Raw genomic sequence first — 23,698 nt, forward strand, 5'->3', positions numbered from 1 at the left:
TTCGATCACCCCAGGCTGTTGATCTTAAGTTTTCGCAGGTCGCGTCTCAACTGTCGACGAGTCATTCACCTGATCAGGTCTTAATCTGAGTTAAAGAGCCTGGTGGGCGGTACCGTCGAAGGGAGCTGAGGAGGGGCGATGGCTGAACGTCCCGGGCGTGACTTCGCGGACAAGCTGAACCACCTGTTCGCCGTCACGAAGTCTCCGGACGGCGACGAGTACAGCAACGACTTCGTCGCGGACTCGATCACGGCCGCCGGTACGAAGATCTCCGGCACCTACGTCTGGCAGCTCCGGAAGCGGAAGCGGGACAACCCGACGATCAAGCACGTCGAAGGGCTGGCCAAGTTCTTCGGGGTCCCGTTCAACTACTTCTTCGACGACGACGTGACCGACCGCGTCGACCAGCAACTGCGCGACCTCGCGGCAGAGCAGGAACGTCTCAGGGCTCAAGCCGGTGACCCGGAAGCGCAGCTCATCGCGATGCGGGCCGGCGAGCTGACCCCGAGCCGGCGCCAGCTCGTGATGGATCTCCTCGACGTCGTCTACCGCGATCAGCAAGCGGAGGAGGAGCGGAGCCGGGGAGGGGAGGGATGAACGAGCGGGCGCTTCGGCGGCGGTGCCGTCGGTTGCTGAACGATCTGGACATCCACCCGCCGCTGGATGTCGTCGAGCTGTGCCGGCGCGTCGGTGGTCAGCGGGGCAAGCCGATTCGCCTGCTGGCACACGCGATCCCGGTGCCGGGCCCGTTCGGTGTGTGGATCAGCACGCGTCCGGCGGATTACATCCTGTACCAGAGCGAAACCAGCAGGCCGCACCAGAACCACATCATCCTGCACGAGCTGGGACACCTGCTGGCCGGTCACCAGAGCGACCCGTGCGACGACGAGCTGCTCGCCGAGCTCTACCCGGACATGACGACGGACAGCCTGCGCGAGCGGTACCCGGATCTCGAACCCGATGCCGTTCGCCGCGCTCTGCGGCGCACGTCCTACGACACCGAGCAGGAGCGCGAGGCCGAGACCACCGCGACGATCATCCTGGAGTGGGCCTCGGTTCTTGACCACGTCGTCGTCAGCGGCGGCCCGAGCGGCCCGGCGCGGCGGATGGGCTCTGCCCTCGAAGACCGGCTGGGCTGGCTGTGAAACCGCTGGTCGCCGCGTACGGCATCGTGTCGGCCCTTGTGTTGCTTTGGTTGGTGCTGAGGCTGATCCGGCATCCCGGCAACGCCGCACTTCGCAGCGTGACGGCACTGGTGGCCTGCCTGGCGGTCGCGTTCCCGTTCGGCGCCGCGGCCGACAACGGCGCCCGGGTGGCGGGGTTGCCGCCGATGACCTCGCGACTGATCCAGCACGGCGTTCTGCTGGTCGGGGTTTACAGCCTGGTGTGCTTCTTCCTGTTCTCGGCGCGAGAGCGAGCGGTCGCACGGCGACGAGCCACGTGGTACTCGATTCCGCTGCTCGCGGCGGAGGCGGTGCTCGTCGTCGCGGCGCTGGCGACACCGGTGTCCGCGCGGACCAACGACCAGTCGGTGCCCAGCGTGGCGATCTTCTTCATCGCCGCGGATGTGTTCATGGCGATCGGCTTCGCCGCGGCGGCGGTGTGGGCCTGGCGGTACGCACGTGAGGCGGTTGGCCGGTTGGCCCGAGGACTGCGCATCGCGGCCGTCGGCCTGGCGGTCATCGTCATGGCGAACTGCGTCTTCGTGCCGGCGATCGTGCTGACGCTGGTTTACGACGTCGGAGTCGCGGAGAGGCCCGGAGCCGACGGGACGGTGATGGGGGCGCTCGCGGCTACGTTCCTGCTGATGCCCGGTGTCTTGCTGTTCCTGGTCGGAGTCACCTATCCGGCGGCGGTGACCAGGCTGGGCGCGATGCGAATCTGGTCGCGCCACCGTCGCGGCTACCGGCAACTCGCTCCATTGTGGACGGCGCTGCACTCGCGGTTCCCCGACGACGCGCTGGATCGCGTTCCGGCGGCACCTTGGCGTGATGTGCTCCGCCTCCGGGGAACGCACCGCAGGTACTACCGCCGGGTCGTCGAGTGCCGCGACGGCCTGGTCCGGATCAGTCCGTACTTGGCGCAGACCGACGCTGCGGCCGACCTGCCGAGCCGGCTGAAGGAGGCGCTGGCCGCGCACGCGGCGGGCGAAACGGCTGCCGCGAAGGCGGTTCCGGTGGCGGTTCCGCAGGTAGAGGGTCTGGACGCAGACGTTCGCGAACTGGTTCAGCTGGCGCGTGGTTTGGACAGGAGGGGAGCGGGATGACCAAGGCGTTGATCATCGGCGGAGGGATCGCGGGACCGGTAGCGGCGATGGCGCTGCAGAAGGCCGGCATCGACTCTGTCGTCTACGAGGCGTACTCGGAAGGCGCGGACGACGTTGGCGCGTTCATGACGATCATGAACAACGGTTTCGACGCCTTGCACGCCATCGAGGCCGACAAGCCGGTGCTGGATGCGTCGTTCCCGGCCGACCGCGCGCTGTTCTGGAGTGGCTCGGGCAAAAAGCTCGGCGAGGCACCCATCGGCGGCGGCGCGTCCGGCGCGTATGGCCCGCACACCATCAAGCGGGCCGAGCTGTACCGGGTGCTGCACGAGGAGGCCGCACGCCGCGGCATCGAGATCGAGCACGGAAAGCGGCTCGACGACGTGGACACGGGGCTCGACCAGGGCGTTGCGGCGGTCTTCGAGGACGGGACACGTCGAGAAGGCGACCTCCTGATCGGCGCGGACGGCGTCCACTCGGCGACCCGCGTGGTCATCGACCCGGATGCGCCCGAACCGCGCTACACCGGGACGGTCGTGCTGTGTGGTTACGCCAGGAACGCGCCTGTCGATCCGGTGCCCGGCGTTTACCGGATGATCTACGGCAGGCGCGTCTTCTTCGCCTACACGACCGCGCCCACCGGCGAGACCTGGTGGTTCGTCAACCTGCCCGGCGCGGAGAAGAGGAAAGCCGAGTTGGCGGGAACGTCGCTTGAGGAGTGGAAGAGGCAGGCGACAGCACTGCTCCGCCGAGACCGGTCGCCTGCCTCGGCGATCGTCGAGGCGTCGGACGAGATTCGGGCGAGCAACGGGTACGACATCCCTTCCACGCCGAGGTGGTACGCCGGCCGCGTGGTCGTCATCGGCGACGCAGCGCACGCCGCGGCGCCGAACGCGGGCCACGGCGCGTCGATGGCCATGGAGGACGCCGTCGTGCTGGCGAAGTGCTTGCGCGACCTGCCCGATGTCGGGGCGGCGTTTCGAGAATACGAGGGGAGCCGCCGGGACCGAGTCGAGCGCTTGGTGGCCACCAGTGCACGGATGGGTGGCACCGCTACTCCCGGACCGGTCAAACGAATCCTCCGCGACATCGCGATCCGAAAACGCCTCAAGGGCGGCCCGCGGAACACAGCGGGCTGGTTGACGCAGCACCATATCGACTGGTCGCATCCGGTGACATCGGGATACGCCGATGGCGTATCCCACGCTGTCGGAGATTCGCACCATCCCCCCAATTCCATAACAGGGTGAGGATCGCGGGGACCAGATAGGACCAGCCGAAGGCAACCCGGCGGCCCGCGCCGCCGGTCGAGGAGGGGCACGGACTGACCGTGATCCGCGAACGCGCCGCTCTCTACAGGGGCACCGTCACCGCGGGTCCGCGCCGAGCGGCCGCTGGGTTGTCGAGGCCGTCCTGGACATGACCCCGCCGCCCGTCGCAGGTGGAGTCGCGTGACCACCGTCCTCATCGTCGACGACCAGCCCTTGTAGCGGTTCGGCTTCCGCATGCTGCTCGAGTCCACTCCCGACGCCAAGGTCGTGGGGGCGGCCGCGCACAGAGCCGAGGCGGTGCGGCGGGCGGCGGAACTGCGTTCCGACGTCGTCCTGGTGGACAGCCGGATGCCGGGAATGGACGGCATCGAAGCCGCCCACCGGCTGCCCGCGGGCACGGCAGAGCCCTCGGAGCAGACGGATCCGCGCTGGCGATCCCTGACCGATCGCGAACAGGAGATCCTGGTCGCGATCGGTCAGGGCTGGACCAACGGCGAGATCGCCGAACTCCTCATCTTGTCCGAGTCCACCGTCAAGACCCACGTTGGCCTGCTGCTGGCGAAGATTGGTGCCCGGGACCGCATCCAGGCGGTGAATCTGCCCTACGACCTCGGTTGACTCATCCCAACGCACCCGACTGACCGCTCTCAGTCACGACGCTGGAATCACAGGTGGGCACTGGCTACTCCGTGCTCAGATCACGAAGTCGCCGACGAAGTGTGCCATCATTCCGGTCCTGTTCGCGTACACGCCCGTATTGCCGTTGTCGTTCAGGGCGGAGATCACGCCGAGTGCGGCGGCGCCACTCGTTCCGAGATCCAGGAAGACCGGGCCTCCGCTGTCGCCGTACTGAACTATCGGCGTCGGTGACGTCGCCCGGGTCTGGTTGCACACAGTCACTTGGGTGGGAATTCCGGTCGTCGGGTTCGGTCCCTCGACAATCGAGCATTGATCAGGGATCGTTACGCGCCCTGAGCACTGGGTGCCGGAGAAGGAGCCATCGAAGCAAACCGGGACGCCTTGGGCCGAAACCGTCGCGACGGCGGATACGGGCGTGACCTGGAGCGCGCCATTGGCGCTACTCCACACGTCGGGGGCGTAGTTGCCTCCATCCAGCAACATGGAGTCGGATCCGCCCTCGCTGAACGCGTTTACGAAAGTGAAGCCCATGGGGCCGGTCTCCCAGAGCGTGTTGCTGGCCTGATCGTAATAGCCCTGCGTCCAGTTGATGTTGGGCTGACTGCAATGTCCCGCGGATGCCATGGCGTCGGCACCGGTGCTCCACATCCCCCCGGCTGTGCACTCCTCGAGTTCCTCCTCGCCGGCCACGTTGAATTCTCGCCACATGCGGTCGCCGCCTATGTAGGGCTCGGAGTCGACCAGCGGCGGACCTGCCGCTGCCGGCGCGAAACTCTGCATGGCAGAGGTGCCGGCCTTCCCCTTGCTCGGCGGTGCAACCTTGACGATTTTGGGTGGGCGCGCGAGCTTGGTGACCTTGTCGGCGCTCTTGTCCCGAGAACTGGTGACGAGCTCGACCTTGTCTCCGAAGAGTGCTGAAGCCTCGTTTGCGATATCAGCTGTCACCCGTGTGAGGCCGACCTGCACCTTGTCTGCCTTCGGATCGATGCCCCAGGTCGCCAGCACTGCGTCGACGTCGGACTTCCAGGGCTGTGCGGTCGAAATCTGATCCACGACTCGTTTGAGATCGGCGTGACTGTACTTCACGTTGTCGATCTCGACGCCGACGGTTCCGTGTCTGCCAAGTGCTTCGCCATTGGCTATGCGAGAAGGACGAAGGATTCGCCCATCTTTCATGGCTTCGGGGTGCGCCACGGTCACGTGCAGAGTGTTACTGGTTTCGTCGTAGAAGGGGTCCCCGTATGTCTGAGGTGACGCGTTGATCGTCGCTCGAAGCTCGTCGAAGGATATGGGTGATTCTGTTGTTGCGCCGGATGCGGTCGAGGATATTGCTGTCGGAACGTTCGCGGCAAAAAGCAAGGCCGCAACTACGGGATAGGACATGGATCTTCTGTATCTCAATTGAACTCCTCGTTGCATTGAATGTGATGCCGACGGGAGAACTGGGCGAGTCAGAGCGATGACGCTGGATTCAGGACTGGTCGGCCGGCGAGGGGGGCGGCGAGGTCGATCATGTACTCCCCGTATCGCGCGCTCGCCACTTGGTCGGACTCGCTTGTCGTGCGGAACCCGAGGATCGCGACCGTGACACTGTCGCTGTCCTCGGTTACTTGCGCGCCCGCGACGCTGCTGACCCGTTGCCTCGAAAGATCGACGACGAAGGTCAGACTCAGATCGTCATCGGTGCGTCCGACGAAGTTCCACTGCAAGGCCGTCAGCCCTTCGGCGTGCGCGACCGGTGTCAAACGTCGTACGTCACGAACCGATGAAGCCGGAACAACTCTGACCTTCTGCTGGTGCGAGCTCATGTTCCCCCCTGGCTGCAAGTGGCCACCGCAGCGCGAACAACGCTAGTCCCGCACCTGATCAACAGTCTCTCCGGCAAAAGAGTGATTCGAAGCTCGCCGATTGCGAACTTTCCCACAATCTTATGAACCCCCGAAAGGTGATCTTCCGGGCGGAGTGCGCGAATTGGATGAACATCGGAGAACGCCCCATGTAGACCCGATGGTGGAAAATGCGCATAGTTCGTGTCGGCCCGCGATGTCAGAAGACGGATGAGGTGACGAGTTGCGGCCGGCGGCTCGGTGGCCTGGCGTTCACGACCTTTGGTCAAGCTGGCAACGACCGGCCGGATCCTTCCGCCTCTATGTGTCGACGGCGCGACCCTGGGAGCTGAACCGCGCGGTCGGCCGCGGTGACGGGCGCGCCGGTCGGTGCGAATCCGGCAGACGTTGTCGGCTCGCGGCAGAACCGCAGCGGACTGCAGAGCGAACGCTACGAACGGAGGTCCCGTCGCAGCAGTCGTTGGAGTGAACTCAGGTGATAGTGCCATGCGTACCTCAAAGTCCGCGTCATGCGCCGTTTGCAGAGCGTGGGACGTCCACCGGTAGACCGGATCCAGAGCAAGAAAACGGACCGGTTGGAGGACGGAATGTCGAATTCGAAAATGTTTCGCTCGGCGGGTCGACTGGTCGCCGTGGGGTCGGTGGTGATCGCCATGCTCGGAAGCGTCTCGGTTTCGGTTGCTGATGCCGCCGTGCCGCGCGAACTCAAGGAGCGCTGCGGATACCTGGAATGGGGTCAGTACCGGCACTGTGACGGTGGCACGGGTTCGACCGTCATGCTCGACGTCCAGGACATCTGGGGCACCATCTACCACTACTGCGTCGGACCTGGCGTGACCGACCTGCAGCCGGTCATCAGATGGCGGGTGACCGGCGCCTGGTGGAACGGCGGCGTGGGGTGCGCGCCCGGCTACTACGGCCCGGCGTGAGAACCACATTCGAGTGAATAGATCAACGTCGTAGCGCTCTACCGGTTTGATGGCCATATCAACGGTCGTCAGAGAGGTTGAACAATGATGCAAAGCTGGTTCTCTGTCGCGGCGCTGGTTCTCGTTTCCGCTGGATTGGTCAGCTGTTCCGAGGACACGCGGGAAACGTCGCCGAGTGGGTCACCGTCCGGTGTCTCGCTTCAGCCGAGCCCGAAAAGTCCCGAGGATGCCGCCGCCCAAGCCGCGTTGGCTGTCTACGGGTCTTACTGGCAAATCAGCGAACAAGCAGGGCATGAACCCGGTGCGAAGGACTGGCGACCGGAACTCGCCAAGGTGATGGCCGACCCGGCGCTGACTGACTACGTGAACGAGGTCGCCAACCTCGCTTCGGTACCGGCGCACACCGTCGGCCGGTACGGACGTGCGCCGAAGGTGACCTCGGTGTCGCTCGGCGAACCGCCTCGGGTGATCATCACCGACTGCCTCGATGCCACCGACGAGCACTTGGTCAGCGACAAGACCGGCGAGGCCGGCCGGAACCTCGACCATCCGGACCAGCCGCGGCGCTACGAGTTCGAAGCCCGGCTTGTCCGCTACCCGGGCCGCGACCGCTGGCTGGTTCAGCAGGTCCAACCGCGTCTGGAGAAACCATGTTGAAAGGAAGCTGCATCCTCACGGCCGGCCTGGTGGCCGCATCCCTGCCCGCGATGGCGTACGGCCAGGAGGGGCTCGGCGGGTGCACGTCAGCCGGTACCCGCGGAATGTGCTGGGTGGCGGCCACCGACCCGGGACGGCCCGGTGCCGTGGCGGCCGGTAAGCCGCAACCCGGGACCGGCCCGGGCCACCAAGCCGGCACATCCGGAGGGCCGCGACCCTCCTGCGTCGACCAGCCGTGGACTCCTCCGCCCGCCGGTGATCCGCTGTGGGGTGGTCACTCGCCATCGGATGGCTCGTTGAAGCTGCTCATCTGTCAGGGCGGTGGCGCGCTGCAAGGCTGGCCGCGGGTGGTGTTCGCGCCGAACGGGCAGCCCGTCGTCATCCCGCAGGTGTCGCCGGCGGAGCTGGCCGAACAAGCCATCTCCGAGATGGGGTTATCGGCTCCGGACATCCGGCTCGCGCCGCCGGCGGACTCGCCGCACGGTGCGACGATCGGCTTCCCGGTCTGGATGTGGACCGCCCGTCGTGAAGCCACGATAGGTCCGGTGACGCGGACCGCGAGCGCTGGTCCGATCACGGTGACCGCCACCGCCACCTTGGCCGGAATCGACTGGTCGATGGGCGACCGGATGACCGTCAGCTGCGCTGGGCCCGGCACCGAGTACCGCGATGACCTGGCCGGGAAGCCATCGCCGACCTGCGGTCACGTCTACCGCGACCTCGTCGTCGGCGGAGTGGCTGGGATCAACGCGACGAGCCGCTGGGAGATCCGCTGGTCGGGCGGCGGGCAGAGCGCGTTCAGGACGATGGCGCTGACCTCGTCCGCTCGCCTGCCGGTCCGGGAGATCCGCACCCTGAACACCCGGAGTCCGCGATGACGACGCGGGTGCAGCAGCTGCACGGTGTTGCAGATGCCCCACCGCCGGCGCCGATCCCCCTCCGGCCGCCGCGTCGACGCCGGTCCAAGCTGCTCGTTCTACTCGGCGTTGTGCTGTCCGCGCTTTCCGCCGCCGGAGTCGTGTGGGTCTTCCGCGCGACCGACGAGACGGTGTCCGCGGTCGGCGTCGCTCGACCAGTCCGGTACGGCGAGGTCATCACCGCCGAGGCGTTGCGTGAGGTCCAAGTCCGGCCCGACCCCGGTATCCGGCCGTTGCCGTGGGATCAGCGGTTCGACGTGGTCGGCCGGACGTCTCCGACCGACCTGCAACCGGGCGAGATCGTGACACCCGAAGCGGTGACGGACTCGGCCGCCGTGCCGGGCGCCGGCCAGCAGTTGATCGGTGTACCGGTGAAGCCAGGGCAGCTGCCCGCAGCGCCGTTGCAGCCTCGCCAGCCGATCCTTCTCGTGCCCGCGGGTGCCATGGGAACTGCTGTCGAGTCGTGGCCGCCGGTCCGCGGCGCGGTGATCAGCGTGAGTGACCGCGACGCGACCTCCACGCAGGTGATCGACGTCGTCGTACCGGACGCCGATGGTGTCCAGCTGGCCTCTCGAGCTTCGGCCGGCGGTGTCGCGATCGTCGTGCTGCCGAAGGGCCGGTGATCGACATGCTGATCTCCTTCATCTCGGTCAACGGCAGCCCCGGCGTTTCAACGGCGGCACTGGCCCTCGGCTGGGTGTGGCCGCGGCATGCGGTTGTCGCCGAGTGCGACCCGGCCGGTGGGCGCGCGCTCAGCGTGTTCGACCCGGACGGCAACCACGCCCGGACCGGCGTGTTCGAGCTGATGCTGCAGGCGCGGACCATGCCGTTGCACCGGGCGATGTCGAGCCAGCTGCTCGTACTGCCGGACGGCACCGGCCGCCACCATCTCCTGCCTGGAGCGAGTTCTCCGCGCGAGGCTGACAGCCTCGATTGGCGACGACTGACCTCGTTGTTCCTGGAGCTGGAGACCGTCGACGTCCTCGCCGACTGCGGCCGCTTCCGCAGCCGGGCAACCGCGGTCGCGCTGCTGTCGGAGGCCGACCTGGTCGTGGCGGTCGTGCGCAACTTCCGCGGTCCGCTGCAGGCTTTCGCGAAGGCCGCGGACGTCCTCCGAGAGGAGCACGGTGTTTTCGACGACGAAGGACTCGTGGTCCTGGTCGCCGATCCGGACCCGCGGATCCACCAGCGCTATCCGCACGGCGAGATCGGGAAGGAACTCGGTCTGCCCGTCGTCGGCGTCCTGCCCTGGGACCCGGTCAACGCGGCGCAGTTCTCCGACCTGCACCGCCCCGGCCGGAAATTCGAGACGTCACCACTGCTGATCCAGTCGCGGAAGACCGCCGACGAGGTCGGCCGCCGCGCGATGCAGCGGATGAGCTGGCTGCGGAAGCCACCGCCGGTGGTGAACGGCCATGCCCGTTGACGTCGCCGCGTTCGCGGACATCGACGAGCTCGTCGACCGGGTGCAGCAGCGCCTGGCGCCGCTCGTGCAGCAGAAGATCGCGTCGGGGGAGCGCGACGAGCGCGCGATCGCGGAGATCCTGCTCGACGACGTCCTCGCGACAGTCATCAAGGAGTGGGCGGGCTCAGGCCGTCCGTTCCTCGACTTCGAGCAGGAGCAGGTCGTCCGGTCGGGTGTGCTGGCGGAGATGTTCGGCCTCGGCCGGCTCGAAGCGCTTCTGGCGGACGACGAGGTCGAGAACATCGACATCATCGGCAGCGACCCGGTGTGGCTGTCGTTCCACGACGGCCGCATCGGCCGGGCGCCGAAGATCGCGCCGACCGACCAGGCGGTCGTGCAATGGCTCCAGCGGATCGCCGCGCGGATGGGCCGTACCGAGCACACGATCAACGACGCACGCCCGTTGCTGAACATGGAGTTGCCGGGCGGCGAGCGGCTGGCCGCGGCGATCGGCGTTACCGACCGGCCGCACATCTCAATCCGCCGCCACCGACTGCCCACCGCCGGGCTCGAAGCGCTGCGGCAGCGCGGGATGCTGTCGACGGCTCAGCTCGCGCTGCTGCGCGCGGCCGTCCGGGCCGAGAAGAACGTCGTCATCTGCGGACGGCAGAAGGCCGGGAAGACGACGCTGCTGCGGGCCCTGTGCTGGGAAGTCCCGGCGACCGAGCGCTTCGCGACGCTGGAGACCGAATTCGAGCTGGGCCTGCACCGGCATCGTGACCGGTTCCCCGCCGTGGTCGCGTTCGAAGAGCGCGAAGGCAACACCGAGCGCTGGGAGAACGGCCGGCCGGTCGGCGGTGTGGACCTTCCACGGCTGGTCTGGCAGTCGCTGCGGATGCACACCGCGCGCACGGTCGTCGGTGAGGTCCGTGGCGGTGAGATCGTGCCGATGCTCAACGCACTAGCGGCCGGCGGTGCCGGGTCACTGTCTACTCTGCACGCGCGCAGTGCCGCGCAGGCCGTCCACCGCATGGTGCTGCTGTGCCTGGAGACGAACGCGGCGTGGACGCCCGAGTTCGCCTACGAGGTCGTCGCGAACACCATCGACCTGATCGTGCACGTCGATCTCGTGCAGAAGCCCGGTCACCTCGACCGGCACGTCGCCGAAGTCGTCTCCATAGAGCCGGGGGAGTACGGGCGCCCGGCCCGGACCTCCCTCTTCGCCCCGGCGCCGACCGGGAACCTCCCGACTGACATCGAGGACTACGAGCGCGGCGGCTTCGACCGGACCTGGCTGACGAGCGGCGGCGACGGCGGCTGGTTGAACGATCGGAGCCGGCGATGACGGAGTTCTTTCTTGCGCTGGCCGGCGCCGGAGCGGGCTTGGGAGTGACCCTCGCCGTGCTCGGCCTCCACGGGCGCGAGCCGGACGAGGTGCCGGCCTTCCGAAACGGCCGATCGTGGCTGCTGGTCCGCCGAGCCGGCTCCGCGCGATGGGGGCTGGCCTGCGGTGCAGGTGCCCTTGTCTGGCTGATCAGCGGCTGGCCGGTCGCCGGGATAGCCACCGCGGCGGCCGGCGCGTTCCTGCCGTGGCTGTTCGGCGCGGGGAAGGTCGCCGCCCAGCGCATCGAGCGGTTGGAGGCGATCGAAGACTGGCTGCGCGGCCTTGCGGACGTTCTCCGTGCAGGTAACGCGGGGCTCGTCGGTGCCCTGCAGGGTTCGGCCGAGGACGTGCCGCCGGCGATCCGCGCCGAGGTGGTCACGCTCGGACAGCGGCTGCGCACCTGGGAAGTCACCGACGCCCTGCTGTGCTTCGCCGACGACGTGGACGACCAGGTCGGCGACGCGGCGGCTGCCGGCCTCTGTGTCGCCTACCAGCAGGGGACCGGCTCCGCCGAGCTGCTGACCACGCTGGCCCGGCAGGTCGCCGCCGACGTCGCGGCGCGCCGGGACGCCGAGACCGAACGCGCCCGGCGGCGGTCCGCCGCGCGGGTCCTGCTCGGGCTTTGGTCGGTGATGTTCGTCGGGTTCGCCGCGTTCGGCAGCGACAGCTACACGTCGGTGTACAGCTCCGTCAGTGGTCAGCTGGTGCTTGCCCTGGTGCTGGGTGTCGTCGGTCTGGCGGTGGTGTGGTTGCGCCGCCTCGGTGTCGAACCACCGGCACCGCGATTCCTTCGCCGGGGGCCGTCATGAGTGCCGAGGCGGCGCTGATCCTGCTGGCGATCTCGGCGGCGGTCGGCGTGACGCTGGTCGTGGCGGCCTTCGCGCCGACCCGGCCACGGCTCGCTGACGTTCTCCACGGCGCTCCTCGTGGCTCGCGCGGGCCGCTCGAAGCGATTGTCGTGCGCGCAGACCGGATGAAGCTGACCGCGAAATCCACGGACCTTGCGCTGATCAGGCAGTCCCGCGAGTCCTTTGTGGTCCAGCGGGTGGGCTTCCTGCTCGGCGGTGCGCTGTGGATCCCGGTCCTGACCACCGTGCTCGCGCTGGTTGGCGCCACACCGCCGATCGTCCTGACGGGTGCGGCGTCCGTGGGCTGCGCGCTCGTCGGCTGGCAGCTGCCCGTGGTGATGCTGAAGAGCAAGGTCAAGCACGCTCGAGCGACGTTCGCCGGCGCGCTGGCCGCGTACTGCAGGCTTGTGGCGCTGGGCCGGCTCGGCGACCGCGGGCCGGTGGAGGCGCTGCGCTACCCGGCCACGCTCGGCACCGGCTGGTCATTCCTGCGGATCAAGTTGGCCATCGACGAAGCGGTGCTTCGCGGCCGGATGCCGTGGGTCGGCTTCGCTGAGCTGGCCGACGAGACCGGCGTCCGCGAACTCAAGGACATCGGCCACATCATCGCCAGCGCCGGCCAAGACGGCGCCAGCATCGTCGACACCCTCCGCGCCAAGGCCGCCGCCTTGGACGAGAAGCAGCTCGCGGACCGCAAGACGGGCTCATCGGTTCGCTCCGACCGCATGGACATGCCCGTCGCCCTGCTCGGCCTGGCCTTTATCGCCTTCCTCGCGTTCCCCGGCCTCTACCTGATGCTCCACACCTGAGAGGAGAAGATCATGCTCGGCAAGATTTCTGTCTGGTGGCTGTACGTCCAAGCGCGTCTGAACGAGTTCGCCGAAGAGGGCGAACGCGGCGACGAGAACATCACCAAGGCCTTCTACGCCGCGCTCGGTATCACCGTCGCGACACTGATCGGCGCCGGGATCACAGCGTTCGTCAACGGCAAGCTCCCGCTGATCGGCGGCCACTGATGCTGCCCGGCGAACGGGGCGACGACAACGTCGCCGCGGCGGTCGTCTTCAGCGCGATCCTGCTGGTTGCCTGGGCGATCCTCCAGGTCGCCGTCGTGCTGCTCGGCCGCGGTGTCGCGCTCGAAGCCGCGCGTGACGGCGTCCGCGCCGCGCGGCTCCCGCCGGTGGACACCACCTCCGCCGCCTCTTCGGCAGCCGACTACGTTCGCCGGGCCGCGGGCTCCTGGCTGGACGATGTCGTCGCGCACGCCGAGACCGACGGCCGCACCGTCAGCGTGACGGTCACCGGTGAGGCCGTGTCGCTGGTTCCCTTCGCGCAGTTCCCGATCAGTCAGACCTCGTCGGGCCCGATCGAGGAGCTGCGCTCGTGAAGCGGTCCGAGCGAGGCGACATCACCATCGAGGCGGTGGTCGGCGTCGTCGCGCTCTTCCTGATCTTCGGGCTCGGGCTCGCTGGCCTGCGTGTGCTCGTAGCCGACGCCGCCATCGACGAAGCGGCACGTTCAGCAGCCCGAGCGGCGTCGATCGCCCACGACGGCCAGGCAGCCGCCACCGTGGCGGACCACCGCGCCCGCGCGGTGCTCGCCGAGCAACAGCTCGCGTGCAGCAACTTGGACGTGAACGTGGACGGCCGCGACTTCGCCAAGTCGCTCGGCGAGACGGGATACGTCGTCGCGAGCGTGACCTGCGTCGTAACTCTCGCCGACCTGGTGCCGGGGATCGGCGGCTCGAAGACGCTCCGGTCGCAGTTCCGTTCGCCGATCGACAGGTACGGGGCCCGATCATGAGAGTGCTGCGCGGTGAGCGCGGGTCGGCGTCGGTCCTGATCCTTGGGTTGACCGTCTCGGTGCTGGTCGGCGTCGGGTTCGCCGTGGACGGAACCCGCAAAGGGCAGGCGTACTCCCAGGCGACCTCGGTTGCGGAGGAAGCCGCGCGTGCAGGCGGTCAAGCGTTGCGGGTGCAGGCACTGGCTGCCGGTGCCGACGCGACCGTCGATCCGCAGCTGGCCGTGGTCGAGGCACAGCGCTACATCGCCGCGTCCGGAGCCGACGGCACAGCGCGCTGGGCCGGCGGCCGCCTGATCGTCGATACCACCATCACCCGGCCGACCGTCTTCCTCGGCTCGATCGGTGTCTCCGAGTTCACCGTGCACGGCAGCGGAACGGCGGTCGTGGTTTCCGCAGGCTAGGAGGAGTGCGATGCGTACGACGGCGGTGCGGCTTCCGGCCGCCTCGGCGGTCCTGGCGGCGATCGTCCTGGTGCCGCCGACGGCGCTGTGGCACTTCCGATCCGTGTACCTGCCCGACCACGTGCCGAATGTCGCCGAGGCCGTCGCCTGGCTGACGAGCGAGGACAACGGCCGGTTGTTCCTGCTGCTGTTGGTGGGCGCCGGCCTGGTCGCTTGGCTTCAACTGGTCGCCGCGATCGCGGTGGAGGTGCTCGCCCGTCTGCGAGGGGCGGCTGTTCCTCGCTTGCCCGGCTTCGGCTGGGCCCAGAGGATCGCTGCCGCCCTGTTGCTCGTCGTGTTGACCGGTACCGCCGCCGAGGCAGCCGAACCGACCGACGACTCGCGCGGCAGCCACCTCGTCGTCCCAGGGGACAGCCTCGCGAAGGTCGCCGCCGAAGAACTCGGCAACGCCGCCCGCTACCCGGAGCTCTTCGAGCTGAACCGCGGCATCCCCCAGGCAGACGGCCGATCTCTCCAGGATCCGGGACTGCTCCGACCCGGCTGGACCCTGAAACTGCCGGATGAGCATGAGCACTGCGAGGAGATCGTCGTGCGGCCAGGACAGACGCTTTCCCAGATCGCACGGGAGAAGCTTGGCGACCCCGGCCGGTACCGGGAGATCTTCGACCTCAATCGTGGCCGCCCGCAGCCGTCGGGACAACCGCTCGAGGACGTCGACCACATCCGTCCTGGCGACGTCCTTCGGCTTCCGGTTTCCGCCGGGCACTCGGCGCACGGTGGTGGCGGCGCCGGTGCCGCGAACCCCCAGCTGGCCGCCTCCACCTCCTGCGAGCCGCCCGAACCTCCACCCGCGTTGGTTCCACCACCGGTAAAGCCGCCGTCGCCTCCACCAGAGCAGACGACAGTGCCGACCGGACGCCCGTCGCCACCGGAAGCTCCGACGGCCACGTCCGAGGACTCCTCGACCATCGCGGTCGTGAGCACCGGAGGACTGCTTGCCGCCGGTCTCCTGGCCCTGCTGGCCGGCCGGCGCAGGCGGGCACACCAGCGCCGCCGGCCTGGGCAACGAATCCGCGTCCCGAAGCCGGGCAACTTCGAGCGGGGACTCCAAGGAGTGGAGGAGCCCGCGACGGTCGATGTCCTCGATCGGGCGCTGCGGACGCTGGCACGAACAGCTCGGGAGACCGGCGACGCCGTGCCGGCTCTGCAGTCGGTGAAGTTGGGCTCCGGCGGAATCGAGCTGTGCTTGACGGAGCCCTGCGAACCGATCGAGCCGTTCGTCGCGGCGTCCTCTGTGGAGTGGAAGCTGAATCCCGCTGCTCCGCTTGACGCGAAGACGAACCCAGCTCCGTACCCGGTGCTGGTGTCCTTGGGGCACACAGCCCGGCGTGACCTCGTGCTCGTCGACCTGCGCCAAGCGGGTGTCATGACTCTCGCCGGAGACCGGTCGGCAGCCGAAGCGGTCTTGCTGGCCCTGGCGTGGGACCTGGCTGTCGCGCCATGGGCCGAACGGACGGTTGTCACGCTTGTCGGTTTCGGGGACAGCTCAGCCGAGGTTCTGCCGGACCGGCTCAGGTTCGCCGGGGGCTGGGCGGAAGCTCTGAACCAGTCGTCGAAGTCCACACCGCCGCAGGTGATTCTGGCAGCAGAGCCGCCGGACGCCGAGCACGTCCACGGGCTGGAGCGGCCAGGTCTCGAAGCCGTCGTGACAGTCCACAGTGATGAGCTGCCTTTCCCCCGTGCGTGGCGCCTCGAGGTCGGCGCCACGCACAGCTTCGTGGATCCCCTCGGTGAGGAAGTTGAGCTGCAGAAGCTGACGCCAGACCAGGTGGAAGAGCTGGTCGCGGCTCTCCGCCGCGCCGACGAAGCAGTCCAGGTCCCGGCTGAGACTTATCGCAACGTGCCGCCCGAGGAAGCCGGCCTGCCCGAACGACCGGCCGTCGCTGAGCCGTGTCTCCAGGTACTCGGCTCGGTCCGCCTGAACGGAGTGGATCCGCACGGAGTCGAGGCCAAGAAACTCAACCGGCTGGTCGAACTGGCCGCTTACCTGGCGCTGCACCCGGGCGCGACGGCCGACGAGATCTCGCTCAGGCTGGGAACCGACGCGCAGCCGTGGTCCGTGTCGACCCGGCAGGGCTACATCTCACGGCTGCGAACCTGGCTCGGTCGCGACGCGAACGGCGACCTCTACGTGCCCAACGTCGATGCCAGGCACGGCGGCTACCGGATGTCGGAGACCTTCGGGTGCGACTGGCGCGCTTTCAAGGACCTGGCCCGGCGCGGCCTCGCTGAACCTGAAGTGTTGGTCCACCACCTCCAGCAGGCTCTCGACCTGGTCCAGGGCGCGCCATTCAGCAACGTCCCGGCGGCACGGTACGGGTGGAGTTCGTGGCTCCAGAGGGAGATGATCGATTCGATCGTCGATGTGGCCCACGCTGTAGCCGACAGCTGCCAGAAGGCCGGTGACTTGCCGGCCGCTCGGCGAGCCGCGATGCGGGGACTTCAAGCCGATCCGGTGAGTGAGATCCTCTACCGCGACCTGCTCCGGACCGAGTACCGCGCTGGAAACCTCGCCGCCGTCAAAGAGACCGCGGACAAGCTCGCCGCGTTGGCGGCGTCGCTCGAAGTGGAGCTGGACGAAGAGACCAGCGCGTTGGTCAGCGCGCTGCTGTCCGATCGGACCTAGGCACTCGTTGCGCCATCTGGGTTTCCCGCGACTCAGATCGAACAATTGATCGACTGTCGAGCTTGTCCAATATGGACATCGTTCGTTCCTGTTTCGGGAAACCGCAGGTCAGGGCCCACTTCTTCAAACTGGATCGACGCGTCGGCCTCGGCGGTGTCGGCGGGGTGAGAAGACTTCCTAGACGACACAACAGAGTTCATGGTCACCCTTGTTTGGATTTTGTGCCGCACTGGTAATACTCTGTGTGATGTCGGCCGAGATGGGCCTGACTGCTGTTCCACTTTGGAGGACTGGAATGACGAACAAGGCCCAGCTGATCGAGGCGCTGTCGGAGCGTCTGGGCGACGACAAGAAGGTGGCTGCGCAGGCCGTTGACGGCTTGGTGGACATCATCATCCGGACGGTCAACAAGGGCGAGAAGGTCAACATCACCGGCTTCGGCGTGTTCGAGAAGCGCGCTCGCGCCGCTCGGACCGCGCGCAACCCGCGTACCGGTGAGGCCGTGAAGGTCAAGAAGACCAACGTTCCCGCCTTCCGTGCCGGCACGACGTTCAAGGACGTCATCGGTGGTTCCAAGAAGCTGCCGAAGGCCACGCCGGTCAAGCGCGCCACGGCGACCGCGACCCGGGCGGCGGCCACGAAGACCGCGGCCGCCGCGGCTCCGGCCAAGGCGACGACGACCCGAACCACCCGTGCGGCGGCTGCGAAGCCGGCCACGACCACGCGGGCGACGACGACGCGGACCCGCGCCACCGCGGCGAAGCCGGCCGCGAAGGCCACCGCCACCAAGGCGACCGCTGCCAAGGCGGCCCCGAAGGCCACTGCGGCCAAGGCCACCACGGCGAAGGCGACCACGGCGAAGGCGACCACCACGCGGGCGAAGGCCGCCGCCAAGCCGGCCGCTGCCGCGAAGACCGCGACCGCGGCGAAGAAGCCGGCCGCCGCCAAGGCTCCGGCCAAGCGCACCTCGGCCGCTGCCAAGAAGAAGTAATACCAGCACCACGCCGGAAGGCCCCGCGCGGGAACGTGCGGGGCCTTCCGGCTTTTGGGCGATACGGTCCAACTGTGACGGCGCGCCGATGGCGACCGGAGCACCTCCCAAGTCGGTCGAAGAGTGGTGATTCGTCAAGCCGCAACAGACGACTCGAGGAACTCGGCTGGTGTCGATGTACTAAGGGGTATCGGTGGAACCGACCCAGTTCTGCGGGCGCTCTTGAGCAAGGGTTGCCGTGGTCGAGGCTGGTCTTCACCCGGGGCCGCGGTGAGGCGAGCCCAGCCCCGGGGTGACCCCCGCAAGCACGGGATCGGCAGTTGCACTTGTGGCCGGGAACTCCTCCGCGCCGCCCGACGTTGATGAGTTCAGACGCCTCGGCGAGCGAAGCCGTACCGTCCATCTCCGAGCGGGGCCTCGCAATGAGGCCCCGTTGGCCATTTCGAGGGCCGAAAGGCCTTTCAACCCTGATGGTGGCTGAAGGTTGAGGTGGACATCGTGGACGAAACGCTGGTGTGGCAGATCGCGCTGACACTACTGCGAGTGGTGCTCGCTTGGCTGACGCGAAGGACGAGGTCGGTACCCGCGTTCACCGGGCGAGAGCTCCGTTCAATCCGGCGGAAGGCTCGCTGAGCTCCGCTGCTGATGTGCCCGGCCATCCGGTGCCGTGCCGGAACCGAGCCGACGGGTCGATGCGTGACGACACGCATCGACCCGCCGACGAGGACCCGACTGCCGGTCAACTGGCGGACTTGTTCTTCCGGCTCGCGCGGATGCCCAGGATTGTGGCCACCAGGCCGGTCAGCGACGAGGCGCCGATGGCTATACCGGTCGCGGGGGCCGGTGGTGATGCCGACGAGATCACCAGTGCGATCACTGCGGCAACGCACGCCACTGCAACTGTCATGGTCAGAATTATGCGCTGTGTGTTTCCGGTCAGTTCCCGGTCGGAGACCAAGCGGATGAGAAAATCGTACAGCGAACGGACTTCGGAATTGACCGGTGGGCTGACCTCGTGTTGTGGAACCGGACAACTGCCGTGAGGCTCCAGTAGGAGGATGTTGGCGCGTTCGTCGATGCTCAACGCCGGTATTTCAAGCGGAAAAACTTGATCTTCCCGCCACAGCGGTGATCGCGTGGTGATCAGCACCCGGTAGCCGGAAAGTTCCGGTAAGAAATTTCCCACCACGTCGTGATCGTCTGCCCCGTCGAAGACTACGAGCCGACGTGAGACGGGTGTTTTGATGTCCGTGCTGCCGCTCGTCGAGCCCCTCGCGGGAGCCGCCAATCGTTCGGTCAGCCGGATCAGTGAGCTCCGGATCAGCAAGGGGTCCTCGGCAGCAATCCACCAGACGACGTCGTATTCGTGGCGGTGTCGGTAGATGTACTCGACCGCGATCTGGGATTTGCCGATGCCACCCATGCCGTGCAGAGTGACGGGAAGGACGGCGGTCCTGCCCCCGGTCAACTGCTCTCGGAGCAGGTTGAGCAGGTCGGTCCGGCCGACGAAGTTCAGGTTCCTCAGGGGGACCGAGCCCCAGATCTGAGGGGCCGGGGCCGAGCGCGCAGGCTTGGTTCCGGGTGTGCGTGCAGAAGAGTCTGGCCCGGAGATGATCGGCCTGGTCTTCTGAGACGTTTTATCGCTCACGGCCGTAAGGTACCGGGGCAGACAATCGGTCACCCGGTCGTGGACGTGTCGGCAGAACACTTCGCGCCGCCGGATCGGAGGTCGTTGCCCTCGTGTCGTCGGACGTGTCCCGGAGCGAACCAAGGTCACTACCTGAGAACCTGTTTCGACTGGGAAAAGATTCCGTTGAAGCAGCGGGAGCTGATTGCTGCGCCGACGCCCCTTCGCCCCGTCAAACGTCGCGGCGGGTGACGGCGAGTGCGGCTGCGCCGAGCAGGCCCACGACCCATGCGGCGAGGACCGCGGCTCCGGCGACCACGCCGAGGGTGCTGTTTCCAGCGGACGTCACGGCCGTGAGGGACGAGGTGGCGGAGGTGGGTAGGAAGCGCAGGATCGCGTCCCAGCTGTCGGGCAGCAGCGCGCCCGCCACCGCGGGGAGAACCAGGACACCGGCCACCACCGCGGCGATACTGCGCGCCGCGCTGCGCAGCAGGAGGCCGAGCCCGAGCCCGAGCAGAACAATCGACGTCAGGTAACCAGCTATCCCGAGTGCAGGACGCCCTCGTCGGTCAGGGACACCGTGGCGGCGCGATTGGCCGAGAGGACGTCGGTGCCGACGGCGAAGGCGGCCAGGACACCGAGCAACGCGGCGGGGATCACGACGCACGCGAGTACGACCGCCTTGGCGGCGGCGACCTGCTGGCGCCGGGGTACGGCCACCATCGTGGCGGAGATCATCCGGGAGCGGTCTCCCGGGCGCCGGCAAGACAGCCCAGGACGCCCAGGACAAGCACAGCGAAGTTCGAGCCGGTCAGGATGATCGAAAGCGGGTCGTTGCCGCCGAACGGACCGGCGACCGCGCCGGTCGACGTGGCCGATGCGAGCGCGCCGAAGCCGACCATGACCAGCACCACGACGGCCATACCGATCCAGGTGCTGCGCAGGCTGCGGATCTTGATCCATCCCGAGCGGATCGCCCGGCCGAACGTCAGGCGCGTGGTTGCGGTGCTCGGCATCGGATGAGCCGGTGCGAGTGCGGTGGTCATCGAGGCAGCCCTCTCGGCGGTGTATTCGACGGCGTCGCGGGTCAGGTCCAGGTACGCGGACTCGAGAGAGCCGGTGACCGGAGCAAGTTCGTGGATGCGGATCCTCGTCTCGACCACGTTCGAGAACGATGAGAATGTCCTGCTCGCGGTCCGGGCCGGCGCCAGCGGGTTCGTCGGCAAGAACGTCGGTCCGGACGAACTGATCCAGGCTGTCCGGACTGTCGCCGCGGGTGACGCTCTGCTGTCCCCGAAAGCCACCCGCAGCCTCGTTCAGCACGTTCTCGACCACCCGCATGTGACCGCGCCGGCTGTCACCGCGCCACTCGAAACCCTCACCGACCGCGAACGCGAGATCGTCGTGCTCGTCGCTCACGGACTGTCTAACGGCAACATCGCGGACCGCCTGTACCTGTCTCCGTTGACCGCGAAGATCCACGTCAACCGGGCCATGACGAAGCTCCGCGCTCGCGACCGAGCCCAGCTTGTCGTCATCGCGTACCAGGACGGTTTCGTACGACCAGGGGACACGCCGCCACCCTGATCCCAGGTGACGAAGCGCCACGAGCAGAGCAGGGTCGTGGGGCCTTGAGCGCGGCCACCGGCCTTGCCGCCGTGACACCAACGCGGTTAAGGATATCGGGTGAGTTGATCCTGCACGGACTACCGGTCGATATCGCCAGATAGCTACCACTGTGCACGGTTTCCGCTTTGACCCATTCACGCCGTCGAACAGCGGGAATCTGAGACAATCGAGGTCAATGCTGGGTGAGGAGCAGCGACCGCGCTGATTTTCAAGATCAGGTGCAGTTTCCCGCCGCGTCGACATAGAACCCATGTGTCCAGGTCGGCGGCGGGAAGTGGTTCCGCCACCGCCCAGCAGATAGTTCTTACCGTGGAGGAAACTCGCCGATGACGAAAGACGAGGAGCCGGCAGGCAGCGCCGGTTTGGACCGGCCCGGTCGGCCGCGGTTGAGTAAAATCGTCTCCGGCGTCGCGGCCAGTCGTCGCGAAGAGGTCTTCGACCTGCAGGAACTCCTGCTCGCCGTGGTGCCCGATGTGGATGGCGACCGCCCCGAGGCATGGGCAGGGTTCGACGCGTCTGCCGCCCTGGTCGACCACGATGTGCGACTTTTGCGCGCGCTGCAGGCTGAAGGGTTGCACGGGACGCTCTGGACCGAGCTCTCCAACCGGTTGGCGCGTTACGGCGTCACGGTGATAAAGGCGTGGATCCACAGCGGGGAAATCTACAAAAGGGCGAAGCTGAAACGGCGAGGCGTCGAACGAGCGAGGCCTCCTCTGAGTACTGACGAGGCCATGGCCGTGGCCATGGACACGGTGGCGGAAGGTGTGGAGCTCTTCAAGAAGAAGGGACTCGAGCAACATGATTGGAATCCCGCCGGAGGCGCCCGCCTGTCGACCTACTTCATCGGCAGTTGCCTGTTGTGCTTCCCCAACGTCCACCGCGGGCAGTTGACACAGCGTTCACACAGCGACCAGGACGTGTTCGTGTCCGACTTCGACCTGGAACTCGGCGCGTCGGCGACGCGGTCGGCCGAAGACGAGGTGGTAAGCCTGCTGGGCATCGTCGACACCCTGCGAGGAGGTCGGCGACGTCGCCGAAGCGGGTATCCCGACGACGTGGTGGATCTCGTCGTGCTCTACCACATGGAGGACTACAAGTCGGCCGAGATTGCCGAGCTGATCAGCTCCGAGTCCGCCAAGTACACCCCGAGCACTGTGCGGAAGATCCTGGCCGAGTACCGCAAACAGGCAGCCAAGGAACGGCGTGAAGGAGATCGGGCATGACTGACGACACCATCTCCACGATCGACGCGAAGACGGCCGAGAAGCTGGTCAATCGCTCATCGGTCGGGACCCGAGGCGTGCGCGAACTCGCCGCGCGATGCGATTCCATCACCGCGGCGGCGGTACTCGACCGCGCCGAGGGAGCGGCGTCTGCCGCAACGTCCGTCTCCGACGTTCGGGACTATCGCACCTTGGCGTCATCTCCGAGGCCGAACGGACGCCTGACGAAGGAGGATCTCGACCCTCTGGTGAAGGACGCCGGCGAGGGCAACCCCGCCGCCATCCACAACCTGCTCCAGATGATCGAGCCCGTGGTGGTCCGCTACTGCCGGGCCCGCATGGGCGGCCGCGACCTGTCTTACCTTTCGGCCGACGACGTCGCCCAAGAGGTCTGCCTTGCGGTGTTGAAGGCGCTGCCGGACTACCAAGGTCGCGGTGGCTCCTTCCTGTACCTCGTTCACGCGATCGCGGCCAACAAGGTCGCGGACGCCTACCGCGCCGTTGCGCGTGACCGCTCCGAGCCCGTTTCCGAGCTCCCGGAGCGCCCGCTGGCCGCCGGCAACGAGTCCGAGTCCCACGCGCTGCACCTCGACCTCGGCGCGCGCCTCGGCCGACTGCTCGCCTCGCTGCCGCGGATTCAGCAGGAGATTCTGACCTTGCGCATCGCGGTCGGCTTCTCGGCGCAGGAGACCGCCGAAGCGCTCGGCATCTCCGCCGGCAATGTCCGTGTGACGCAGCACCGCGCCCTGACCCGGCTGCGCGGCATGATCCATGACGACGATTTCTGAGCTCATGGGAATCTGGACAGATCTCGTGCCTGATCGGCCGGTCGCGTCGAAAGGGCCACCGCGTCGTGGCTTTGCGTCGAAGTGCCGTGGTGAAGTGTGAACCGTCAGCAAGGAGATGAAGTGCTCAACGAACAGCATGGCCAGGGCAGTCGCCGCTTCGCCGCCTCCGGTCTCATCGCCGCGCTCCCGCGGCCAGGCGGATTCGTCGGCAGCCCCCTTCCGTGGGGAGACCTGGTCCGTGCGGTGCCGTGGCTGCTGATCGTGTTCATCGGCATGATCGCCAAGTGGTCGGTGTCAACGCTTCGGGAACCTTGACCCCGGGTGGTCTCTGGAAAATTGACCCCCTGTGCGGTGTTGTTGTCTAGTTCTGGTCGGTGTTCTGTTGCT

The 23,698-nt window shown here is 67.6% G+C and carries 29 protein-coding genes; 23 read left to right on the forward strand and 6 right to left on the reverse strand.

Going from position 1 to position 23,698, the window contains the following annotated elements:
- Positions 1 to 138 precede the first annotated feature (138 nt).
- The 5 genes from ACZ7OH_RS32440 (at position 139) to ACZ7OH_RS32460 (ending at position 4,155) form a co-directional block, all read left to right on the forward strand.
- Entirely contained in the window at positions 139 to 597 is a 459-nt protein-coding gene (locus ACZ7OH_RS32440; RefSeq protein WP_470284307.1) for an XRE family transcriptional regulator, read from the forward strand.
- The gene (locus ACZ7OH_RS32445) at positions 594 to 1,145 is read left to right on the forward strand and encodes a hypothetical protein (protein WP_470284308.1); all 552 of its coding nucleotides are present in this window, start codon (positions 594 to 596) and stop codon (positions 1,143 to 1,145) included. The genes ACZ7OH_RS32440 and ACZ7OH_RS32445 overlap by 4 nt, the downstream gene beginning before the upstream one ends.
- Positions 1,142 to 2,266, forward strand: a complete 1,125-nt coding sequence (locus tag ACZ7OH_RS32450; protein ID WP_470284309.1) for an MAB_1171c family putative transporter — start codon at positions 1,142 to 1,144, stop codon at positions 2,264 to 2,266. Before ACZ7OH_RS32445 ends, ACZ7OH_RS32450 begins: the two co-directional genes overlap by 4 nt.
- The gene (locus tag ACZ7OH_RS32455) at positions 2,263 to 3,516 is read left to right on the forward strand and encodes an FAD-dependent oxidoreductase (protein ID WP_470284310.1); all 1,254 of its coding nucleotides are present in this window, start codon (positions 2,263 to 2,265) and stop codon (positions 3,514 to 3,516) included. Before ACZ7OH_RS32450 ends, ACZ7OH_RS32455 begins: the two co-directional genes overlap by 4 nt.
- Positions 3,517 to 3,771: 255 nt before the next feature.
- Entirely contained in the window at positions 3,772 to 4,155 is a 384-nt protein-coding gene (locus ACZ7OH_RS32460) for a response regulator transcription factor (RefSeq protein WP_470284311.1), read from the forward strand.
- 75 nt (positions 4,156 to 4,230) lie between these two features.
- Here ACZ7OH_RS32460 and ACZ7OH_RS32465 read toward each other — a convergent pair whose 3' ends face one another.
- Entirely contained in the window at positions 4,231 to 5,559 is a 1,329-nt protein-coding gene (locus ACZ7OH_RS32465; RefSeq protein ID WP_470284312.1) for a chymotrypsin family serine protease, read from the reverse strand.
- A gap of 68 nt (positions 5,560 to 5,627) precedes the next feature.
- The gene (locus ACZ7OH_RS32470) at positions 5,628 to 5,984 is read right to left on the reverse strand and encodes a hypothetical protein (protein ID WP_470284313.1); all 357 of its coding nucleotides are present in this window, start codon (positions 5,982 to 5,984) and stop codon (positions 5,628 to 5,630) included.
- 548 nt (positions 5,985 to 6,532) lie between these two features.
- Between ACZ7OH_RS32470 and ACZ7OH_RS32475 the strand changes: the two genes are divergently transcribed.
- The 14 genes from ACZ7OH_RS32475 (at position 6,533) to ACZ7OH_RS32540 (ending at position 18,044) form a co-directional block, all read left to right on the forward strand.
- Entirely contained in the window at positions 6,533 to 6,952 is a 420-nt protein-coding gene (locus ACZ7OH_RS32475; RefSeq protein WP_470284314.1) for a DUF6355 family natural product biosynthesis protein, read from the forward strand.
- 84 nt (positions 6,953 to 7,036) lie between these two features.
- A complete protein-coding gene (locus ACZ7OH_RS32480; RefSeq protein ID WP_470284315.1) occupies positions 7,037 to 7,609 on the forward strand; it encodes a hypothetical protein in 573 nt (190 codons plus the stop codon).
- Positions 7,610 to 7,905: 296 nt separating this feature from the next.
- Positions 7,906 to 8,487 (forward strand): hypothetical protein, encoded by a 582-nt coding sequence (locus ACZ7OH_RS32485; RefSeq protein ID WP_470284316.1) that lies wholly within the window; start codon positions 7,906 to 7,908, stop codon positions 8,485 to 8,487.
- Positions 8,484 to 9,149, forward strand: coding sequence for an SAF domain-containing protein (locus ACZ7OH_RS32490; protein ID WP_470284317.1), 666 nt, complete (start codon positions 8,484 to 8,486; stop codon positions 9,147 to 9,149). The genes ACZ7OH_RS32485 and ACZ7OH_RS32490 overlap by 4 nt, the downstream gene beginning before the upstream one ends.
- A 5-nt stretch (positions 9,150 to 9,154) precedes the next feature.
- A complete protein-coding gene (locus tag ACZ7OH_RS32495; protein WP_470284318.1) occupies positions 9,155 to 9,952 on the forward strand; it encodes a MinD/ParA family ATP-binding protein in 798 nt (265 codons plus the stop codon).
- Positions 9,942 to 11,276 (forward strand): CpaF family protein, encoded by a 1,335-nt coding sequence (locus ACZ7OH_RS32500; protein WP_470284319.1) that lies wholly within the window; start codon positions 9,942 to 9,944, stop codon positions 11,274 to 11,276. The genes ACZ7OH_RS32495 and ACZ7OH_RS32500 overlap by 11 nt, the downstream gene beginning before the upstream one ends.
- Positions 11,273 to 12,124: a type II secretion system F family protein gene (locus tag ACZ7OH_RS32505; protein WP_470284320.1), complete on the forward strand. Its 852-nt coding sequence runs from the start codon at positions 11,273 to 11,275 to the stop codon at positions 12,122 to 12,124. Before ACZ7OH_RS32500 ends, ACZ7OH_RS32505 begins: the two co-directional genes overlap by 4 nt.
- Entirely contained in the window at positions 12,121 to 12,972 is an 852-nt protein-coding gene (locus ACZ7OH_RS32510) for a type II secretion system protein (RefSeq protein WP_470284321.1), read from the forward strand. The genes ACZ7OH_RS32505 and ACZ7OH_RS32510 overlap by 4 nt, the downstream gene beginning before the upstream one ends.
- A gap of 12 nt (positions 12,973 to 12,984) precedes the next feature.
- Positions 12,985 to 13,179: a hypothetical protein gene (locus ACZ7OH_RS32515; RefSeq protein WP_470284322.1), complete on the forward strand. Its 195-nt coding sequence runs from the start codon at positions 12,985 to 12,987 to the stop codon at positions 13,177 to 13,179.
- Positions 13,179 to 13,550, forward strand: coding sequence for a hypothetical protein (locus ACZ7OH_RS32520; protein WP_470284323.1), 372 nt, complete (start codon positions 13,179 to 13,181; stop codon positions 13,548 to 13,550). The genes ACZ7OH_RS32515 and ACZ7OH_RS32520 overlap by 1 nt, the downstream gene beginning before the upstream one ends.
- The gene (locus ACZ7OH_RS32525) at positions 13,547 to 13,966 is read left to right on the forward strand and encodes a hypothetical protein (protein WP_470284324.1); all 420 of its coding nucleotides are present in this window, start codon (positions 13,547 to 13,549) and stop codon (positions 13,964 to 13,966) included. The genes ACZ7OH_RS32520 and ACZ7OH_RS32525 overlap by 4 nt, the downstream gene beginning before the upstream one ends.
- The gene (locus ACZ7OH_RS32530; protein ID WP_470284325.1) at positions 13,963 to 14,367 is read left to right on the forward strand and encodes a pilus assembly protein TadG-related protein; all 405 of its coding nucleotides are present in this window, start codon (positions 13,963 to 13,965) and stop codon (positions 14,365 to 14,367) included. The genes ACZ7OH_RS32525 and ACZ7OH_RS32530 overlap by 4 nt, the downstream gene beginning before the upstream one ends.
- 10 nt (positions 14,368 to 14,377) lie before the next feature.
- Complete coding sequence (locus tag ACZ7OH_RS32535) at positions 14,378 to 17,053, forward strand: hypothetical protein (RefSeq protein WP_470284326.1); 2,676 nt, start codon at positions 14,378 to 14,380, stop codon at positions 17,051 to 17,053.
- Positions 17,054 to 17,348: 295 nt separating this feature from the next.
- Positions 17,349 to 18,044, forward strand: coding sequence for an HU family DNA-binding protein (locus ACZ7OH_RS32540; protein WP_470284327.1), 696 nt, complete (start codon positions 17,349 to 17,351; stop codon positions 18,042 to 18,044).
- Between the two features lie 739 nt (positions 18,045 to 18,783).
- Here the strand turns inward: ACZ7OH_RS32540 and ACZ7OH_RS32545 are convergent.
- The 4 genes from ACZ7OH_RS32545 to ACZ7OH_RS32560 all read right to left on the reverse strand — a co-directional run bounded on the left by ACZ7OH_RS32545 (position 18,784) and on the right by ACZ7OH_RS32560 (position 20,834).
- Positions 18,784 to 19,692 (reverse strand): NB-ARC domain-containing protein, encoded by a 909-nt coding sequence (locus ACZ7OH_RS32545; protein ID WP_470284328.1) that lies wholly within the window; start codon positions 19,690 to 19,692, stop codon positions 18,784 to 18,786.
- A 211-nt stretch (positions 19,693 to 19,903) separates the two neighbouring features.
- Positions 19,904 to 20,131 (reverse strand): hypothetical protein, encoded by a 228-nt coding sequence (locus ACZ7OH_RS32550; protein WP_470284329.1) that lies wholly within the window; start codon positions 20,129 to 20,131, stop codon positions 19,904 to 19,906.
- Positions 20,132 to 20,211: 80 nt separating this feature from the next.
- Positions 20,212 to 20,409 carry a hypothetical protein gene (locus tag ACZ7OH_RS32555; protein WP_470284330.1) on the reverse strand — a complete coding sequence of 66 codons (198 nt, stop codon included), beginning with the start codon at positions 20,407 to 20,409 and terminating at the stop codon, positions 20,212 to 20,214.
- Positions 20,406 to 20,834, reverse strand: coding sequence for a hypothetical protein (locus tag ACZ7OH_RS32560; RefSeq protein ID WP_470284331.1), 429 nt, complete (start codon positions 20,832 to 20,834; stop codon positions 20,406 to 20,408). Before ACZ7OH_RS32560 ends, ACZ7OH_RS32555 begins: the two co-directional genes overlap by 4 nt.
- Here ACZ7OH_RS32560 and ACZ7OH_RS32565 point away from each other — a divergent pair.
- The 4 genes from ACZ7OH_RS32565 to ACZ7OH_RS32580 all read left to right on the forward strand — a co-directional run bounded on the left by ACZ7OH_RS32565 (position 20,812) and on the right by ACZ7OH_RS32580 (position 23,626).
- Positions 20,812 to 21,258 (forward strand): LuxR C-terminal-related transcriptional regulator, encoded by a 447-nt coding sequence (locus ACZ7OH_RS32565; protein WP_470284332.1) that lies wholly within the window; start codon positions 20,812 to 20,814, stop codon positions 21,256 to 21,258. The genes ACZ7OH_RS32560 and ACZ7OH_RS32565 overlap by 23 nt on opposite strands.
- A 368-nt stretch (positions 21,259 to 21,626) precedes the next feature.
- Complete coding sequence (locus ACZ7OH_RS32570; protein ID WP_470284333.1) at positions 21,627 to 22,523, forward strand: hypothetical protein; 897 nt, start codon at positions 21,627 to 21,629, stop codon at positions 22,521 to 22,523.
- Positions 22,520 to 23,311 (forward strand): RNA polymerase sigma factor ShbA, encoded by a 792-nt coding sequence (shbA, locus tag ACZ7OH_RS32575; RefSeq protein WP_470284334.1) that lies wholly within the window; start codon positions 22,520 to 22,522, stop codon positions 23,309 to 23,311. The genes ACZ7OH_RS32570 and shbA overlap by 4 nt, the downstream gene beginning before the upstream one ends.
- Positions 23,312 to 23,431: 120 nt before the next feature.
- Positions 23,432 to 23,626: a hypothetical protein gene (locus ACZ7OH_RS32580; protein WP_470284335.1), complete on the forward strand. Its 195-nt coding sequence runs from the start codon at positions 23,432 to 23,434 to the stop codon at positions 23,624 to 23,626.
- Positions 23,627 to 23,698 lie beyond the last annotated feature (72 nt).

It is taken from the genome of Amycolatopsis sp. NPDC114478 (assembly GCF_055633805.1).

What these genes read in the sequence shown, in the direction of transcription:
- ACZ7OH_RS32440 (WP_470284307.1), top strand. Translation starts at nt 139, where the DNA reads ATGGCTGAACGTCCCGGGCGTGACTTCGCGGACAAGCTGAACCACCTG.
- ACZ7OH_RS32445 (WP_470284308.1), top strand. Translation starts at nt 594, where the DNA reads ATGAACGAGCGGGCGCTTCGGCGGCGGTGCCGTCGGTTGCTGAACGAT.
- ACZ7OH_RS32455 (WP_470284310.1), top strand. Translation starts at nt 2,263, where the DNA reads ATGACCAAGGCGTTGATCATCGGCGGAGGGATCGCGGGACCGGTAGCG.
- ACZ7OH_RS32460 (WP_470284311.1), top strand. Translation starts at nt 3,772, where the DNA reads ATGCTGCTCGAGTCCACTCCCGACGCCAAGGTCGTGGGGGCGGCCGCG.
- ACZ7OH_RS32465 (WP_470284312.1), bottom strand. Translation starts at nt 5,559, where the DNA reads ATGTCCTATCCCGTAGTTGCGGCCTTGCTTTTTGCCGCGAACGTTCCG.
- ACZ7OH_RS32470 (WP_470284313.1), bottom strand. Translation starts at nt 5,984, where the DNA reads ATGAGCTCGCACCAGCAGAAGGTCAGAGTTGTTCCGGCTTCATCGGTT.
- ACZ7OH_RS32475 (WP_470284314.1), top strand. Translation starts at nt 6,533, where the DNA reads ATGCGCCGTTTGCAGAGCGTGGGACGTCCACCGGTAGACCGGATCCAG.
- ACZ7OH_RS32480 (WP_470284315.1), top strand. Translation starts at nt 7,037, where the DNA reads ATGATGCAAAGCTGGTTCTCTGTCGCGGCGCTGGTTCTCGTTTCCGCT.
- ACZ7OH_RS32490 (WP_470284317.1), top strand. Translation starts at nt 8,484, where the DNA reads ATGACGACGCGGGTGCAGCAGCTGCACGGTGTTGCAGATGCCCCACCG.
- ACZ7OH_RS32495 (WP_470284318.1), top strand. Translation starts at nt 9,155, where the DNA reads ATGCTGATCTCCTTCATCTCGGTCAACGGCAGCCCCGGCGTTTCAACG.
- ACZ7OH_RS32500 (WP_470284319.1), top strand. Translation starts at nt 9,942, where the DNA reads ATGCCCGTTGACGTCGCCGCGTTCGCGGACATCGACGAGCTCGTCGAC.
- ACZ7OH_RS32505 (WP_470284320.1), top strand. Translation starts at nt 11,273, where the DNA reads ATGACGGAGTTCTTTCTTGCGCTGGCCGGCGCCGGAGCGGGCTTGGGA.
- ACZ7OH_RS32510 (WP_470284321.1), top strand. Translation starts at nt 12,121, where the DNA reads ATGAGTGCCGAGGCGGCGCTGATCCTGCTGGCGATCTCGGCGGCGGTC.
- ACZ7OH_RS32515 (WP_470284322.1), top strand. Translation starts at nt 12,985, where the DNA reads ATGCTCGGCAAGATTTCTGTCTGGTGGCTGTACGTCCAAGCGCGTCTG.
- ACZ7OH_RS32520 (WP_470284323.1), top strand. Translation starts at nt 13,179, where the DNA reads ATGCTGCCCGGCGAACGGGGCGACGACAACGTCGCCGCGGCGGTCGTC.
- ACZ7OH_RS32530 (WP_470284325.1), top strand. Translation starts at nt 13,963, where the DNA reads ATGAGAGTGCTGCGCGGTGAGCGCGGGTCGGCGTCGGTCCTGATCCTT.
- ACZ7OH_RS32535 (WP_470284326.1), top strand. Translation starts at nt 14,378, where the DNA reads ATGCGTACGACGGCGGTGCGGCTTCCGGCCGCCTCGGCGGTCCTGGCG.
- ACZ7OH_RS32540 (WP_470284327.1), top strand. Translation starts at nt 17,349, where the DNA reads ATGACGAACAAGGCCCAGCTGATCGAGGCGCTGTCGGAGCGTCTGGGC.
- ACZ7OH_RS32555 (WP_470284330.1), bottom strand. Translation starts at nt 20,409, where the DNA reads ATGATCTCCGCCACGATGGTGGCCGTACCCCGGCGCCAGCAGGTCGCC.
- ACZ7OH_RS32565 (WP_470284332.1), top strand. Translation starts at nt 20,812, where the DNA reads ATGCGGATCCTCGTCTCGACCACGTTCGAGAACGATGAGAATGTCCTG.
- ACZ7OH_RS32570 (WP_470284333.1), top strand. Translation starts at nt 21,627, where the DNA reads ATGACGAAAGACGAGGAGCCGGCAGGCAGCGCCGGTTTGGACCGGCCC.
- shbA (WP_470284334.1), top strand. Translation starts at nt 22,520, where the DNA reads ATGACTGACGACACCATCTCCACGATCGACGCGAAGACGGCCGAGAAG.